This window comes from Moraxella sp. K1664, assembly GCF_039693965.1.
Lineage (GTDB): Bacteria > Pseudomonadota > Gammaproteobacteria > Pseudomonadales > Moraxellaceae > Moraxella.
Map to the genome: position 1 here is coordinate 1,013,251 of NZ_CP155576.1, position 16,531 is coordinate 1,029,781.

General features: G+C 41.7%; 19 protein-coding genes. 6 read left to right on the forward strand and 13 right to left on the reverse strand.

The genetic code is table 11. The features are described 5' to 3' along the window. Positions 1–226: 226 nt before the first annotated feature. The 6 genes from nqrM to creC all read right to left on the reverse strand — a co-directional run bounded on the left by nqrM (position 227) and on the right by creC (position 4,642). Entirely contained in the window at positions 227–493 is a 267-nt protein-coding gene (gene nqrM, locus AAHK14_RS05220) for a (Na+)-NQR maturation NqrM (RefSeq protein ID WP_065256015.1), read from the reverse strand. A 110-nt stretch (positions 494–603) separates the two neighbouring features. Next, positions 604–828, reverse strand: coding sequence for a hypothetical protein (locus AAHK14_RS05225; RefSeq protein ID WP_065256014.1), 225 nt, complete (start codon positions 826–828; stop codon positions 604–606). After that, positions 815–1,114, reverse strand: a complete 300-nt coding sequence (locus AAHK14_RS05230) for a BrnT family toxin (protein ID WP_065256013.1) — start codon at positions 1,112–1,114, stop codon at positions 815–817. The genes AAHK14_RS05225 and AAHK14_RS05230 overlap by 14 nt, the downstream gene beginning before the upstream one ends. 242 nt (positions 1,115–1,356) lie before the next feature. Next, positions 1,357–1,527, reverse strand: coding sequence for a hypothetical protein (locus AAHK14_RS05235; RefSeq protein WP_156065105.1), 171 nt, complete (start codon positions 1,525–1,527; stop codon positions 1,357–1,359). Continuing rightward, positions 1,520–3,091 carry a cell envelope integrity protein CreD gene (creD, locus tag AAHK14_RS05240; protein WP_065256012.1) on the reverse strand — a complete coding sequence of 524 codons (1,572 nt, stop codon included), beginning with the start codon at positions 3,089–3,091 and terminating at the stop codon, positions 1,520–1,522. The genes AAHK14_RS05235 and creD overlap by 8 nt, the downstream gene beginning before the upstream one ends. 90 nt (positions 3,092–3,181) lie before the next feature. Further along, on the reverse strand, positions 3,182–4,642 hold the full coding sequence (creC, locus tag AAHK14_RS05245) for a two-component system sensor histidine kinase CreC (protein ID WP_065256011.1): 1,461 nt from the start codon (positions 4,640–4,642) through the stop codon (positions 3,182–3,184). A 114-nt stretch (positions 4,643–4,756) separates the two neighbouring features. Here creC and AAHK14_RS05250 point away from each other — a divergent pair, with 114 nt between their 5' ends. Continuing rightward, positions 4,757–5,620: an MBL fold metallo-hydrolase gene (locus AAHK14_RS05250; protein ID WP_065256010.1), complete on the forward strand. Its 864-nt coding sequence runs from the start codon at positions 4,757–4,759 to the stop codon at positions 5,618–5,620. A gap of 12 nt (positions 5,621–5,632) precedes the next feature. On the opposite strand, the gene AAHK14_RS05255 is transcribed toward AAHK14_RS05250, so the two are convergent. The 4 genes from AAHK14_RS05255 to AAHK14_RS05270 all read right to left on the reverse strand — a co-directional run bounded on the left by AAHK14_RS05255 (position 5,633) and on the right by AAHK14_RS05270 (position 9,542). Next, positions 5,633–6,352: a response regulator gene (locus AAHK14_RS05255; RefSeq protein ID WP_065256009.1), complete on the reverse strand. Its 720-nt coding sequence runs from the start codon at positions 6,350–6,352 to the stop codon at positions 5,633–5,635. Between the two features lie 102 nt (positions 6,353–6,454). Continuing rightward, a complete protein-coding gene (locus tag AAHK14_RS05260) occupies positions 6,455–7,390 on the reverse strand; it encodes a hypothetical protein (RefSeq protein ID WP_194092625.1) in 936 nt (311 codons plus the stop codon). After that, a complete protein-coding gene (locus AAHK14_RS05265; RefSeq protein ID WP_194092624.1) occupies positions 7,342–7,941 on the reverse strand; it encodes a hypothetical protein in 600 nt (199 codons plus the stop codon). The genes AAHK14_RS05260 and AAHK14_RS05265 overlap by 49 nt, the downstream gene beginning before the upstream one ends. 2 nt (positions 7,942–7,943) lie before the next feature. After that, positions 7,944–9,542: an N-6 DNA methylase gene (locus AAHK14_RS05270; RefSeq protein ID WP_346818235.1), complete on the reverse strand. Its 1,599-nt coding sequence runs from the start codon at positions 9,540–9,542 to the stop codon at positions 7,944–7,946. A 33-nt stretch (positions 9,543–9,575) separates the two neighbouring features. Here AAHK14_RS05270 and AAHK14_RS05275 point away from each other — a divergent pair, with 33 nt between their 5' ends. Continuing rightward, entirely contained in the window at positions 9,576–10,112 is a 537-nt protein-coding gene (locus tag AAHK14_RS05275) for a helix-turn-helix domain-containing protein (RefSeq protein WP_065256690.1), read from the forward strand. Between the two features lie 2 nt (positions 10,113–10,114). Further along, positions 10,115–11,035, forward strand: a complete 921-nt coding sequence (locus AAHK14_RS05280) for an IS3 family transposase (RefSeq protein WP_264753555.1) — start codon at positions 10,115–10,117, stop codon at positions 11,033–11,035. A 15-nt stretch (positions 11,036–11,050) separates the two neighbouring features. On the opposite strand, the gene AAHK14_RS05285 is transcribed toward AAHK14_RS05280, so the two are convergent. From AAHK14_RS05285 to grpE, 3 genes are all read right to left on the reverse strand, one after another. Next, positions 11,051–11,662: a hypothetical protein gene (locus AAHK14_RS05285; RefSeq protein ID WP_282667196.1), complete on the reverse strand. Its 612-nt coding sequence runs from the start codon at positions 11,660–11,662 to the stop codon at positions 11,051–11,053. Positions 11,663–11,772: 110 nt separating this feature from the next. After that, a complete protein-coding gene (gene dnaK, locus AAHK14_RS05290) occupies positions 11,773–13,692 on the reverse strand; it encodes a molecular chaperone DnaK (protein ID WP_065255056.1) in 1,920 nt (639 codons plus the stop codon). Positions 13,693–13,960: 268 nt separating this feature from the next. Next, complete coding sequence (gene grpE / locus AAHK14_RS05295; RefSeq protein ID WP_065255057.1) at positions 13,961–14,479, reverse strand: nucleotide exchange factor GrpE; 519 nt, start codon at positions 14,477–14,479, stop codon at positions 13,961–13,963. A 106-nt stretch (positions 14,480–14,585) separates the two neighbouring features. Here grpE and AAHK14_RS05300 point away from each other — a divergent pair, with 106 nt between their 5' ends. The 3 genes from AAHK14_RS05300 (at position 14,586) to rlmB (ending at position 16,125) form a co-directional block, all read left to right on the forward strand. Next, a complete protein-coding gene (locus tag AAHK14_RS05300) occupies positions 14,586–14,867 on the forward strand; it encodes a hypothetical protein (protein ID WP_065255058.1) in 282 nt (93 codons plus the stop codon). Beyond that, entirely contained in the window at positions 14,848–15,273 is a 426-nt protein-coding gene (locus AAHK14_RS05305; protein ID WP_194092671.1) for a PIN domain-containing protein, read from the forward strand. Before AAHK14_RS05300 ends, AAHK14_RS05305 begins: the two co-directional genes overlap by 20 nt. A gap of 111 nt (positions 15,274–15,384) precedes the next feature. Further along, positions 15,385–16,125, forward strand: coding sequence for a 23S rRNA (guanosine(2251)-2'-O)-methyltransferase RlmB (rlmB, locus tag AAHK14_RS05310; RefSeq protein WP_065255079.1), 741 nt, complete (start codon positions 15,385–15,387; stop codon positions 16,123–16,125). Positions 16,126–16,531 lie beyond the last annotated feature (406 nt).

The following is a 16,531-nucleotide window of genomic DNA, read 5'->3' on the forward strand; positions in this document are numbered from 1 at the left end:
TAAAGATAGGATTTTAACAAAAAAGAACAAGGCTTGAAAAGGGAAAATTTAGGATAAATAAAAGAAAAAGGGCGTAAATCGCCCTTGTGTCTATGTTGATTTTTGTGTTGGTTATTGTAGGGGTAAATTGCGATTTGCCCTTTTAAGAATTTTACATTTGGGCGAATAAATCGCCCCTTTTTTAAATTCAAATTTTACATTCAAACGGATTTTAAAACCGCCACTATCAAATCTCTTTGGCAATCTTATCCAACGTTGTTTTATTGGCGAGCATGGCTTTTTTGTCGTCTTCGGTTAGGGACTCGCATTTGTTCGGGTCATTGCCACAAAACTGGCAAAACTCATCGCCCATCAGTGTCGCCACGCCCCCGCATGAGCCTTTTAGAGGTTTTTTCTTGACCAAATAACCAATCCCCATAAACAAAAAAAACAGCACAAACACCCCAAAGGTTACAATAAACATGGGGATAAATTGGGCGAGTAAGTCATTCATGGTGTTCTCCTAATTGATAGAGATGAAAGGTGTATTATAAAGAATTTTGCCAAAAAAATCAGTCCGTTTTTTGTAATGCTTATGCCAAAAAACCGTTCATGCCATGCGTTTTAAGTGGCAAACAAAACCCTAATCATTGTGTTTAATCGCTCCCTGTCTTTGGGGGTGTTGTGCTGTTTGATGACTTCTTGGACATCGCTGTCAAAAAAACTGCTCAAATCATCATGGGCTTTTTTTCTTGCCCTTGCCTGTAAGATTTGTGAGTTTTTGGTGGGTGTCGCCCCACTAAAATCAAAATCTTTATAGCGTTCGTAATCTAGGTCAATATTTTGCATTGGCATACTCCTTTTCTTGGTTTTTGCTTGGAAAAAAGGCGGTAATAATGCGATAGGTATCGCCCCTTTGTGTCCAAACCACGACCAATAATCGTGCTTGATTGCTCATACCGATTGTTAGGGTTCTTTGTTCATCATAATCGCCAAAATCATCTTTTTCAAGAGCGTTGTCATCAAAAAATACGCTCGCCACTTCGTCTAATGTAATGCCACGATTTTTATGAACAAGTTCGTACTTTTCATCATGCCATTCAAAAATCAACCCAAATAAGCTAAGAATTGGCATAAATACTGTCCTGTTCTGTGATTGTTTGTTAAAAGGTTTGGCATATTTTCAATAAAATATTTTTTATTATAAAGAATTTTGCCAAAAAAATCAGTCCGTTTTTTGTAATGACTGACCAGTAAATATTCACCCTTTATTAAATTTCTAAATCAGGGCAAATTGCAATTTCCCCACCCGCCCAAATTTTAAAAAATAAAAGGCATTGTTATTTCGCAATGCCTTTTACTTTACCTTATTTTACTCTACACCACTTCCACCCCTGCACACACCTGCCGATGAAAGCTCATCAACAGCTTTAATTTTGGCACATATAGCCAATGCAAAAATTCCACGCAGTCATCTTGTTTAAATTCATCTAAGATTGCTGATTTGGGTTTGCCGATTAGGGTGCTTATGGTTGTGATATTAGTCATGGGTAGTCTCCTGATTGGTTGGCGTTGCTTTGGGTAGATGAATGTTTGGCATGAGTGGCGTATTATCATTTTCATTACTTTCATTTTCATCACTTTCACTGTCATCATTTTGCCCTGTCATGCCATACCAATCCACATGGCGAGTGGCAACCATAATCACGGCAATACACACAAAGGAGAACACCGAACCCATAAGCAAATTCATGCCACTTGCTGAGAGTATCGCATAAAAGCACGCATACAGCGTCCCCAGCACCGCCCCAAAGCCCATGCCACGCCCAAACGAGCCGAGCATATAACAGGCATACCAACCGATAAGCCCCACGCAGGCAAGGCTTGCGATGATATAGGCATATAAAAAGGCGATGTGTTCGGCAAGTGATAACAAGAGCAAATAAAACACAAGCAACGCACTTGCCACCAGCAGATACTGAATGGGGTGAATGGCACAAGCCTTGATAACTTCAAACAAAAAGAACGTCCCAAATGACACCATGATGATAAGTAGAGCGTATTTGATACTGCGGTCGGTCTTGGTGTAGGTGTCGTTGGTATGGATAAAATCGGTCATGAGAGCGTAGTGCGTGTGTTGGTCAAAATCGCCCATGATGCCCCGTGATAGCTCCATGATAAGTTTTTGATTTTGCACGCCTAAGACATGGGCTTGCCATGTCGCCCCAAAGCCGTTATCGGTGAGTGATTTGTGCGTGGGCAGGGCTTGCCCGTGGAATTTGGGATTTTGCCAGTTGCTGTTTAGGGTAACGGTGTTCATCTCGCCAAGCGGTAACACGCCAAAACTGCCAATGCCAGACACGTCAAGCTCAAACTGTACATTTAGCTCCCGACTGCCCATAAAATCATCTTTTATAAAGTCGTCTAAGGTCATGGGCAAAGCCACTTCCAAATGCGGTAAGGCGTTGTCCGTACCAAAGGTGGTAGGATAGCTTTTGCCATTGACGGTTACATCCGTTGGCATGACACCCCGTAAATCGCTTAAGGCAATGATAAGTCTTAATGGTTTGGGGGTGGACTTAGCAGGCTCGGTGGGCGTGGGTGTCGCTTGGGTGGTTTGGTTTTGGGAATTTTGGGTGGCGACTTGCTCGTTTGGGTTGGATTGGACTTGTTCGTTTTGGGATTGCTGATTTTGAGCCTGTTCGTTTTGAGCTTGGCTATCAGGCGATGCTGTTTGGGTAGGCTCGGCAGGCTTGTCAATGTGCAAGGTGTGGGCGGTGGCATGGGCGTTAAAGCTCTGCTGTACGACCACCTTTGTGCCATAGCTTATTGCCCGATAAATGCCCCGTTTGTACTCGTCATCTCGCACATTGCTTGTCGCCTTGATGTCGCTTTTGGTGGGGAAAATGTAGTGCTTCTCATCGCCATGTCCTGCCACCAAAAAGGGCGTGGCTAGGATTTGCGATGACACATGGGACGACTTAATCTCGCTGATAACTTCATCGTGATAAGACTGTCGCTCGCTCACAAGTCCGCTTACGAACATGAGTCCGACAAAGAACACAAGGCATACCGCCCCGATGAGTGATAATTTTGTACCGATTTTTTGCATAAATAACTCCTAAAAACATGAAGTCATTATAAAAATCGTGTGTGTAAAAATTATGGAAAAATGGGGCGGATTTATGGAAAATGTGTGAAATCAGCGTGGCACGCTCATCGCCACAACCACGCAATTATCCTTATCCTGCCCAAAACTCACCGCCCCGCCATGAAGCTCTATCACTTGCTTGACAAGGGTTAGCCCAAGCCCCGTGCTTTTTTGGCGGTGGGTATTGCCCATGCTAAAATACCGCTCAAAGGCTCGTTTGATGATAAAATCGTCCAGCGTGTCGCTGTCGTTTTTGATATGGATAAACGTATCCGTCTCGGTTTGGCTTATATGAATGGCTATCGCACTTTTGCCATAATAAATGGCGTTGTCAATGACGTTTTGCACCGCTTGGGCAAGCCAAAATTCATCAGCACGGATAGAAATACCACTTTTGTCAAATTGCACGGTTTTGCCAAGCTGTTTTAGGGTTGCCGACTGCTGATTTAGGCAAGTTTGAATGAGTGCGTCCAAATCAACATCGCTCATGGTAAGTTTGAAGGTGGGCTGTTCAATCTTGGCAAGGGTCAAAAGTTTGTCCACTAGGGCGGTCAATTTGTCCGTTTGTGATAAAATAATGCCCGTAAACTGCTCACGCTCGGCAAGCGTCAGCTCGTCTGTCAAAATCTCGCTACTGGCACGAATGGCGGTCAGGGGCGATTTTAGCTCGTGCGTGAGCGTGTGGACGTACTCGCTGACGTACGCCTTGTTTTCTATGGTGTCTTTCATGGCGTGAATGCTTGCCATGAGTTCGTTTAGCTCTCGCCCAAGATAAAAATGGGGCGGCGCGGTACTGGCAAGCCCTTTGGTGTAGCGGTTTACGCTGTCTATGCTGTGGCGTAACCACCATGCCATGAGCGTGGCGGTGGCAAGCGTGATTGCCATAATCGTTAAGATAATCTTAATAATCTCATCGGTGCTTTTGTTGATATAAGGAATGAGCGTTTGGGTAGGTTTGCCAACGGACACCACGCCAATTATCCGCCCGTCCGAGACAATCGGGCTTGCCACATACATGACCGAATGCCCGCCGATGTCGGTACTTCTTGCCCCATATTTACCACGCAAGGTCAAATACACGTCATTCCAACGGCTAAAATCCGCCCCCACGCTCGCCCCACGACTGTCATAGATGACCATGCCTGTGCCGTCTGTGATATAGATGTGGTAAGTGCTTGTGGATTTTTGATGATACCAGATTGGCGTGCCAGCAAGCTCGCTCGGGTTGGTAAAGGCGTGAGATAGTTTGGTATTAAGGGATTGATTTAATTCATCTTTTGATAAAGTTGCTACGTCTGTTGCCACGATGTGCGACAGTAGCACCGAGGTATCCACAAGGCTGTCTTCTACCACACGCTTGGCGGACGGTCGCACGGTTTTTTGGACATAATACAGAGCAAGGGACGATGACAATAGGGTAATCAAGGCAAAGGTGAGCCATATCCGCACAAAAATGCTAAAACTTAGGCGTTTTTTAAAAATGCGGTCAAGTAGGGTGTGAAATGTTAGCATGATGATAATTATTTTGATTGAATTTTTTTATTTTAGAATTATCTAAAATAGCATTGTATGAGCTAGTAAGTTATGTTATAAATAACTAAACCATAAATATTAAGGAATAAACACATGAACGTGCATTCTTTTTTAGACCCACAGACCGAGACATATAGCCACATACTCATCGATGATGATACCAAACTGTGTGCCATCATTGATCCTGTGTTAGATTATGACCCTGTGTCGGGGCGGGTGAGTTATGACAATGCTGATAAACTCATGGATTTTATCACAACGCACGCCTTGACGGTCAAATACATCATCGAGACCCACGCCCATGCCGACCATCTTACGTCCGCTCATTATCTAAAAGAGCGACTTGGCGGTCAGACGGTCATCGGCAAGCACATTGCCACGGTTCAGCATATTTTTAAGGACATCTATGACCTTGATGATGATTTTATCCCCAATGCGTCTCAATTTGACCATTTGACCGATGACGGCACGACACTCACGCTCGGCAGTCTTAGCATTACCGCCATGCACGTGGCAGGGCATACCCCTGCGGACATGGCGTATCAGGTAACGGACGGCATACGGCTCATCGTCTTTGTTGGCGATACGTTATTCGCCCCTGATGTTGGCACGGCTCGTTGTGATTTTCCTGCTGGCGACAGTGGTCGGCTCTATGATTCGATACAACGCATTCTAGCATTGCCTGATGAGACGGTATTGTATCTGTGCCATGACTATCCGCCAGAACATCGCACGCATAGCCCAACCACCACAGTCGGCGAGCAAAGACGGCATAATATCCATGTCAAAGACGGTATCAGTAAAGATGACTTTATCCACATGAGAGATACTCGGGATAAAACCCTATCCGTGCCTAGGCTCATGCTTCCGTCCGTGCAGGTTAATATCAACGCAGGCGAGTTTTTTACCACCCAAAATGGCAAACCATATGTCCGCATTCCTGTTAATCAGTTTTAAGCCTTAAAAGTGTTAAGTCAGTCCATACCCAAGCCCCCGATGTGTGATGATAATCTCATCATCGCACACTTCTGCCAATTTCTGCCGTAAGGTCTTGATATGACTATCAATGGTGCGTGATAGGCGGTGTTCGGGGTGGTCAGATATGCTCGCCAAAATCTGCTCACGGGACAAAATGTGCGTGGGATTGGCAAGTAAAGTCAGCATGATACCAAGCTCGGTTTTTGATAAGGTTAAGGCGTGATTATTTATAAAAAGTGAATAATCATGGGCTTGATAATGCCAAGTATGTCCGCCTGTGGTTTTGGTAAAGTCGGTGTGAGTAGGGTCTGATTTATCGGTTTTGTCCGATTTTTGGGTAAAGATGTTTTCTCTACGCCATATCGCTTTTAGTCGTGCTATCAGCTCTCGGGGGCTAAATGGCTTGGCGATGTAGTCGTCCGCCCCTAACTCCAAGCCCAAAATGCGGTCTATCTCGTCCGTGCGTGCCGTCAAAAACAGTATGGGGGCGTGGGCGTGTCTGTCGCCTTGGCGTATCATTTGGCACACGCCAAAACCGTCTCCGTCAGGCAGTCCCACGTCCAGCACGACAGCGTCAAGGCGTGGCGTATCAAGGCAGGGGGCGACTTTGGCAACCGTGTCCGCCCATGACACGGTGTAACCTTCACGCTCTAAGGCAAAACGCAAGGTCGTGGCAATGGCAGGGTCGTCTTCGATGATGAGAATGTGCATGGTGTGGTGTATGATGTAGCGTGGCTGTGATGTTAAGTTAGCTCATTATACGCCAAAATTGTGGGTTTATGTAGAGCGTGAGTATTTTTCATGGATTTTTCATCACTCATCAAAAGCGATCATACATTCCCTATCATCAATCACACATTCAATCGCTCTATTCAAAAGCTGTTTTAAGTATTTGGCAGTTTTATCCAATTCATAAATGCCAGCCTGTTCATTATACTGATTGTCTAATTCTAAAAAGTTTTCCAATGAAAATTGATCGGTTGGATATTTAATTGGGTTATGGTAAAGTTTGGTGATTTCTTGCTGTTTTTCGCTTGGGAAATCTGGGAATGGGATAATATTCCAATATTTTTGAGCCAAACTTCCTCCATTGCCTCCAACCTTAATACCATTAACTACTTCTTTTTGTGCTAAATAATCCATAAAGCATTTAACGAAGATGCTTAATGTTAAATCTTCCTGATACAGAGTAATACCATGAATGTTGGTAATGTAATTCTCTGTATTTTCACAGATAACTATACTTCTAAAAGTCCCTTCTGCTCCAAAGATAATTTCACCTTGATTTAAGGTTTTTAGTTTCTTTTTATTCCCTAAGTAGCTAATTTTATTCATAATACCATAATTGGAAAAGTTGGTTGGTAAAATTAAATTATAAAAACCATTATGATAAATATCTGAATAAACGCTTTTTCCAATATTACTTTCCTGTAAGTTTTGCCCCCTGCTTAGATGAAATCCCAATTCATAAATTGTGGAAAATCCTGATTTATAATTTTTTATTTTAAATATTTCTTTCTTGAATTTCTTAGAATATAGACCAGTATCCAACCGCCCTATATTTTTTATCTCTTCAAAAGTCGGATAATCAAAAGTAAATCGATTATCTAGCTGATTTTCTAATAATTCTTGCTCTATTTTTTGTAAAATCGCCAAATGTCGCTCTTTAATGAGACTTTCCTTATTGATGATTGCTTGTGTTAATAATTCAATAAATAAAATTGTGTTATCGCTATTATGATTTGGCATCGGAATTTTACAATCCAAAAACAGGTTTTGGCATGGCGAATGGTTGCTCCTTTTGGTACAATAAAATCCAACTGCTCTCTAAAAATATCATGTTTTATCATTGCTAACAAATAATATTTGTACTTATCTGTCGGCAATTTATACAAAGCTCCTGACAACATATAATTGGGATAATCTTTTTCCAAAATGACAATTTCACCAATATTGCTATCTTTTGAAATAATAACATCACCCTTTTTTAAATCCATTTTTTTAAAATTGCTTGGTATGATTGGAATAGCAGTTTCAGACGTAATTTCAGGCAAAAATGAATGTGCTTGCAGAGCTTTTGTTCGTAAAAAATAGTGAGTGGAGCGTTCAATATAGCTTATTGAACCAACTTCCAATCCTAAATCGCTACGTTTTAAATCACGACTTAAAAAATCTCGTACATAAAGAAAATTGTCATTTTTGATATTTAAATCCCTATACTGCGATGATGAAAAACTATAATTTTTATCAATCATTTCCGATAAAGAAATATGATGTTTTGTGGTAATATATTTACTCATTTTTATTTTTCCTTAATAAAAATATCTTGCAATGACTGCTCTTGACCTAAACACCATTGTTTAAAATCAACAATCGTTTGGCTAAAATCCTCATCTTTAACCGCTTGCCCACTCTCATCAATTTCAATCTCAAAAGTTTCGTAATTAATTTTATAGATTGGCACAAATTGTTTAACTCGTTTACTGGTTTTGACTTCATAGCCTACTTTTTGAATGTCTTTGGCAAAAATTTGATAACCTTGCTTTTTAAGGTTTTCCAATTCTTTATCGCTTGGCTTGTAGGCGACAATGATAGAAGTATTTACCCCAGTCTCGGCAAATACATTGGCAGGCAAATCAAAGATTGCCACAATTCGCATTTTATCCATCAACCATTGACGGGCGATTTTATGGCTGTCAATACTGGCAATGGAATTGGATAGTACAATGCCCATTCTGCCATTTTCTGCCAATATACGATAGGCATTTTCTAAAAATACCACTCCTAAATCTATTTTATTGGCTTGTTTTTTGGATTTTTTATTGTCATTTTGCTCATTATCATCGTTATTGTTGCCATATAAATGCCATAATTCATAGCACTCAATCATTGCTTTATCTTTGTCATCTTTTGGCGTGAATGCACGGTCTTCACCAAATGGTGGATTGGTTAAAACCACGTCAAATTTTTTTAACTCATCATCGTCAGAGCGATTATCCCAATCTCCTTTTTTGTTATCATTGGTGTCTAATTCTAAAATATGACCTTCTTTGTTAAATTTGTGAGATAATGAACCATAGCCTGATTTGGATTCTATTTTTGCATTACCATCACCATTTAATAGCATATTTAAGGTGGCAAGCATAACCATTTGTTCGTCAATATCCATGCCGAATATATTGCCATCGTCCAGTTTACTATTAGAATTTACATAAGAAACAGACAAAAAGTCCGCGATACCGACTGTTGGATCAATCACTGTTTCGCCATTTCTAGGATTAACAATATTGACCAAAAATTCTATAAGTGGCAATGGGGTTACAAATTGGGCATTTTGCTCTTTTGAAAACGGTGTGGCAAATTTATTGAATACCAACTGATAAAGGTCGGTTTTGTGAGAACGCACAAAAGAGTAATGCTGAAATTGACTGACTACCTCAATTAAAACTTTAATGTGATTTTCGTTTTTTTCATTAAATGAATAATTCTTTAAAATACGATGATAAATTCCTGTTGCACTATCTTTTAATTGATTTATGCGGTTAATAAAGTTTTTTATGTTGGCATCGGATAATTTTTTAAAAAACTTTTCGTCATTGGTGATGTAAAAATCCAAATGTCGGCTTGGTGTTTTTTCATTGCGTTTTTCATCAAATATTTTTAGGGACAGAATTTGAATAAGAATTTCAAATCCACGCTGATTGACCATGCCAACCTTATCCATTGTTCGCAAAATATCACTCATCACATCGTTGATTTGTGTAGAATGAATACCAGAAATAATATCTAAATCAAAAATGGTGCGTTTAGATAAATCAATATCTATTTTGTTTTCAATATTTAATAAATCTTGAAAATTAGGAATATTAAAATAAGGGTCTGTTTGTGAACCGCACCCCAAAAGTTAGACACACTAACCTTTGGGGTGCTTTTTATGGCAAAATACACAACCGACTTTAAACTGTCTGTGATTGGGTATTATCTTAATCATCATGGCTACAAACAAACCGCCAAACACTTTAATCTAAACCACACAACCGTAGAGCTATGGGTTAAACTCTATCAAGCACATGGCATTGATGGCATAAAAAGACGACACACAAAGGCTGTCTATGACACAGATTTTAAGCTTAATGCCGTTCAAGCCATACAACAGGGCAAATCGCTTACACAACTTGCCATAGAGCTTAATCTGCCACAACCTTCTTTACTGTCAACTTGGTTAAAGTCCTACCAAGCCTTTGGTATAATGGGACTAATACCCAAACCCAAAGGCAAAAAAGCAATGTCAAACAAACACAACGCTAATAAAACCAAATCAACTTGGAAAACCAAACAAGACCACGAAAAAAGTGTGGATGATTTGCTTGATGAACTTGCCTATCTTAGAGCAGAGAATGACTATCTAAAAAAGCTAGATGCCTTAATTCGTCAAAAGGAACAATCAGTACAAACAAAGAACAAGTCCTGATCATCCAAGAATTAAGGCATAAGCACAAACTTGCTGACTTATTGGCAGTGTCAAACTTGCCAAGAAGTGTGTTTTATTACCACATTCGTCAAAGTACAAAGCCTGACAAAGACCTTGACTTAAAAGAACACATTAACCACATCTACCACCAACACAAGGGCAGGTATGGTTATCGTAGAATCACATCAGAGCTTAACAATCAGCTTGCCCAAAAAGGCATGGTCATTAATCATAAACGAGTGCAACGACTGATGGCTAAACTTGGACTCAAAGCATTGGTTCGTCGTCAACGTAAGTTTAATACTTACAAAGGCACAATGGGCAAAGATACCATTCAGGACAATATACTCAAAAGAGACTTTAAAGCAGACAAACCCAATCAAAAGTGGGCAACAGACATCACAGAGTTTAAAGTACAAGACAAGGCAAATGATGGCAGTGTCATTCAAAGAAAACTCTACCTATCGCCCATCATCGACTTGTTTAATGGTGAGATTGTCAGTTATACGATGAAGGACAGACCAACGTATGAGTTGGTCAAAGAGATGTTAAATGATGCCCTATCCAAGCTAAGCCAAGAAAAGATGGATGACAAACCCATCATTCATTCAGACCAAGGCTGGCACTATCAAATGCACCAGTATCAACAAACCCTAAAAGAACAAGGCTTAACCCAAAGCATGTCAAGAAAAGGCAATTGTTTGGATAATGCTGTGATAGAGAGCTTCTTTGGTACGCTAAAACAAGAGATATTTTATGAGACAACCACATTTACATCAACAGATGAACTTAAACAAGTGATTGATGAGTACATACACTACTACAATCATGATAGAATAAAGAGCAAATTAAAAGGACTAAGTCCTGTTAAGTACAGAAACTTAGTCCAATTAGGGTTAATACAACCACTTGCAACAACCTAACCTTTAATCTTATGTCTAAGATTTGGGGGTCGGTTCAGTTAAATGTAGTGTTAAATCTTTCGTTTTACTATCGTCCCCTTTTGTGTTGTATTCTTCACTATAACGCAAAAATTTGCCATTATGTTTTTTAAATAAATATAGTCGCTCTGTATCGTATAAAGTTCCGAAACAAAAGTTACGATTGCTTTCTTTTAAATAGGCTTTTAGTTGTTTGTCCCAAACTTCACTAATATTTTTATTATCTTCCTTTTTAAATTCAATGGTTGCAATTAAATGGTCTCTCAACCATTCTAAGCTATCGCCATCATTATTTTGATGATAGTTTTGATAATGAGTAAACCAATTCTTGTCGTCAAAAATTGCACCGTCTATTTTGATAGGTGCTGATGACTTGTTGCCTTTTGGGAAATGTATTTCTGTGCCAATATAGTCTTTGGCAAACAAGCCTGAATTAATTAGAGCATACAGAAATTGCCATTTGTAGTATTGCTCATTTCTACCGCCATCCTTTTTCTTAAAATAGGTAGATTTATTTAATGTCAAATGTTCTGGCAAAAAACAAGTAAATTCATCTGCCGAGCCATATTTATCATCAAATTGGGATTTTAACTCTGAAAAATTGGACATATTAATCGTCTCTTAAAAAAATTAGGTAATTATACTCAAAATATCCCAAAAAATCCATGAAAAAACAAGCCCCCAATTTTCATTGAGAGCTTGTCTGTCAAGTCAAAGAATTACTTCTTATCATCTTTCACTTCGGTAAACTCAGCATCTACCACGCCGTCATCGGCAGGTTTGGCGGGCTCGGCTTGACCTGCGTCCGCACCTGCACCAGCTTGGTCAGTGCTATAAATCTTGGTACCGATTGGCAAGAATGCATTATCAAGGGCTTCTAGCTTGGCTTTGATTGCGTCCACGTCATCTTCTTTGGTCGCAAGTTCTAGCTCACTGATTGCCGTTTCTACCGCTTGTTTTTCTTCATCGGTCGCTTTATCGCCATTTTCTTTTAGGGCTTTTTGTACCCCTGCGATACGTCCGTCCGCTTCGTTACGCACGCCCGCAAGCTCGGCAAACTTCTTATCCGCTTCGGCATTGGCTTCGGCATCACGCACCATTTGTTCAATCTCTTCATCCGTCAAACCGCTGTCAGCTTTGATTTGGATAGATTGTGATTTGCCCGTTCCCTTATCCTTAGCAGAGATGTTCATGATGCCGTCTGCGTTGATGTCAAAGGTAACTTCAATCTGTGGCACGCCACGGGGTGCAGGCGGAATGTCGGTTAGGTCAAAGTTGCCCAAAAGTTTGTTTTGGTTGGCAATCTTACGCTCGCCTTGATACACCTGAATGCTTACGGCAGGTTGGTTGTCGGCAGCGGTTGAGAACACTTGTGATTTTTTGGTAGGAATCATCGTGTTTTTCTCAATGATTGCCGTCATTACGCCACCCATGGTCTCAATGCCTAGGGTCAATGGGGTAACGTCAAGTAGCAACACGTCTTTTTTGTCGCCAGAGAGTACCGCACCTTGGATAGCAGCACCGATTGCCACCGCTTCATCAGGGTTCACGTCTTTTCTTGGCTCTTTACCAAAAAACTCTTGCACTTTTTGCTGTACAAGTGGCATACGGCTTTGACCACCCACCAAAATCACGTCATCAATGTCGCTAGCCGACAGACCTGCATCTTCTAGGGCGATTTTACATGGGGCAATCGTGCGAGCCACCAGCTCTTCGGTCAAGGCTTCTAGTTTGGCACGGCTGATTGTTACCACCAAGTGTTTTGGGCCTGTGGCATCTGCGGTGATGTATGGCAAGTTTACTTCGGTAGACGTTGAGCTTGACAGTTCAATCTTGGCTTTTTCGGCAGCTTCTTTTAGGCGTTGCATGGCTAGCGGGTCGCCTTTTAGATTGACGTTTTGCTCTTTTTTGAACTCGTCCACAAGGTAGTCAATCAAAGCAATATCAAAGTCTTCACCGCCTAGGAATGTATCGCCGTTGGTAGATAGCACTTCAAACTGCTGTTCGCCGTCCACGTCCGCAATCTCAATGATAGACACGTCAAACGTACCACCACCCAAGTCATACACCGCAATGGTGCGGTCGCCTTCTTTTTTGTCAAGACCAAACGCAAGGGCAGCAGCGGTTGGCTCGTTGATGATACGCTTAACATCAAGCCCTGCGATACGTCCTGCGTCTTTTGTGGCTTGACGCTGGGCATCGTTAAAGTAAGCAGGGACGGTAACGACCGCTTCGGTTACGGTTTCGCCAAGATAATCTTCGGCGGTTTTTTTCATTTTTTTCAAAACTTCGGCAGAGATTTGTGGCGGTGCTTGTTTTTTACCGTTCACTTCTACCCACGCATCGCCATTGTCGGCTTTGACGATTTTGTAAGGCACAAGACCGATGTCTTTTTGAACCGCTTGTTCGTCATAACGGCGACCGATAAGACGTTTTACGGCAAATAGGGTGTTTTGTGGGTTGGTAACTGCTTGGCGTTTGGCAGATTGACCGACTAGGGTCTCACCGTCTTTGAATGCCACGATAGAAGGCGTAGTTCTGGCACCTTCGGCATTCTCAATGACTTTGACGTTGCCATTTTCTAGGACTGCCACACAAGAGTTGGTTGTACCTAAGTCAATACCGATAACTTTACCCATAATTTTTCTCCGATTTGTTAAGTGAATTTAAGTGATTTTTTGGCAAATTTGCAAAACAGTTTTGCCAAACTTGTCTGTTATATTTGTGTCAAATTTGGATTTTCAAGAGAAAATTTGACAAATTTTTAAAAAATTTTTTGTAAAAATTTTGTTTTAAGCCATTGAAATTTAAAACAAAATCCATAGGCGTTGATAAAATTTTGCCTATGTGTTTTTGATGATTTATCCAGTAGGGGCGAATTGCAATTCGCCCACATTTAGGGCAAGGCTATGCCCCTACAAGCACCATTGCAGGGCGTAACGTACGTTCATTTAAGGTATAACCCTTTTGCAACACTTGACCAATGGTGTCTTTGTCGGCATCAGGGAAAATGCCCACCGCTTCATGAATATCAGGGTTAAAGGCATCGCCAATCTCACCCACGGCAACCACGCCATTACGTTCTAGGACGGTCAGTAGTGATTTGTGGGTCAAGCGTAGCCCTTCAAGGGTAGCTTCATCTGCCCCTGCTTGCTCACTGGCTTGTAGACCACGCTCCAAGTTATCCACCACGTCAAGCAGTTCTTTGGCGAACTTTTGTAGGGCGAATTTTTTTGCCTTTTCGGTTTCTTGCTCCATACGGCGTTGGGCGTTGTAGGACTCGGCATTGGCACGAGCCTGTGCTTCTTTGGCTTCTTTGACTTCGGCTTCAAGCGTTTCAATGGTGGCAATCAGTTTGGCAAGCTCGTCCGTCTCGGTAGGCTCGGTTTGTTCGTTTTCGTTTAGGATTGGCTCTTGTTCGCTCATGGTGTTCTCCAAATGGGATAAAATTCCCCTTATTGATAAAGGTTATGGGGCAAAATTTCAAGGGAGAATGTCGGTTTGGGCAAAAATTTTGTTATAATGGGGCAAAATGCAATTAGGATATGCCATGCTGATTTTAGACCTACCGCCCAGCGTAGAACAAACGCTCATCGCTCACGCTCACGCCCAAGATTTAAGCGTAAGCCAATACGTCCAAAACCTATTGCCAAAAGCCGACCAATCCAACCAAGACCCCCATGAAAATTTGGCATGGGAGCATGGTAAAGAGTTGTTTGGTTGTTGGGAAAGTCATGACGGCACATTAAGCCAAAATGTCAAAAAATTAGTCCTACAAAAGGTATTGGAAAAGCATGGCAAAAATATTGATTGATAGTGGTATTTTTGTGGCGTTGTTTGATAAAAGTGATAAATATCATCAACAATCCGTGCAATTTATCAAAGACAATAAAAAGCCGTTAATCACAAGTTTGGCGTGTGTTACCGAAGCCATGTTTTTACTTGCTCACCCACGCCCACAAAATGCCTTGTTAAATTTTTTGCATTTGGCACGCATTGAGATTGCCGAATTTAGCCATAAAGATATGCCAGCATTGGCGGATTTGATGAGCCAATACAGCAACGTGCCAATGGATTTTGACAGCAACGTGCCAATGGATTTTGCGGACGCTTGTCTTGTGCATTTGGCACAGCGTGAGACATTAAGCCACATTGCCACCATTGACAGCGATTTTCGCATTTATCGCATTCACGGTTATCCGTTTCGTGTGATGATTTAAAATAACCCCATTTGGAAAACCCCCATGACCACCCAAAAATCCTTTAAAAAAGACCCCAAAAAAGACGTTCAAAAAAACAAAAAACCCACCCAAAAACCCAAAAAACCCACCATGCCCCATTTTTATGGGACGCACGCCATTAAAGCGATTTTAAATACTCGCCCAATGGACGCCAAAGCCCTATTTGTGCAAAGCTATGACAATCATCACAACGACAACCACGATGAGATTATCGCCCTTGCCACATCGCTTGGCGTGTCGGTACAAACCGCCCAAAAAGACACATTGACCGAACTGTGTGGCAGTCCCCAACATCAAGGCGTGGTGCTGTCGGCACGTTCTCGCCCCATGCTGGACGACAGCGAGCTTGATAGCCTAGCAGGGCAGGATAATGCGGTGTTTTTGGTGCTAGACCAGATTACCGACCCACACAATTTTGGGGCGTGTCTGCGAACGGCAAGTGCCATGGGCGTATCAGCAGTCATCGTGCCACGTCATCAAAGAGTGGGGCTAACGCCAACGGTCGCCAAAGTCTCGGTAGGCGGAGCAGAGAGTGTGCCTGTGGTTGCGGTAACTAATCTGGCACGGTGTTTGGAGAAGTTAAAATCGGCAGGGGTGTTTGTGTTTGGCACGGCTCTTGATGAGAGTGCCAAGCCCTTGCAGGCGTGTGATTTTGGCGGAAAAGTCGCCATTGTCATGGGGTCAGAAGGGGACGGCATGAGACGGCTCACAGGCGAGCTGTGTGATACGCTCGTTTATATCCCCATGACGGACAACCCCGACCGCCCTCAGAGTCTGAACGTGAGCGTGGCGACAGGTATGGTGCTGTGGGAAGTTTTTAGAAGTCGTTAGGATAAGGGGTGCTTATTTTGTTTTGGCATTGTTGATGAATAATACACTCTACAAAATGAAAAAGTGCTACGGTTTCCGTTCGTGGTGAGCCTGTCGAACCATGACGGAAACCGACCCTTCGACAAGCTCAGGGTGAACGGTTTCCGTTCGTGGTGAGCCTGTCGAACCATGACGGAAACCGACCCTTCGACAAGCTCAGGGTGAACGGTTTCCGTAGTAAAATTCAATTTTTTTGACTGTACCTTTGAATAGATGTGTAGGGGTAAATTGCCATTTGCCCTGTGATAGATATGAATATATTGCACATTTATATGGTAAAAATTATCTTAATTGGCTAATGCTTTGTTTTTTAAAAATGCCTATTTGTCGATTACCAAATCCAAAATCTACCCTTATTTATCCAATC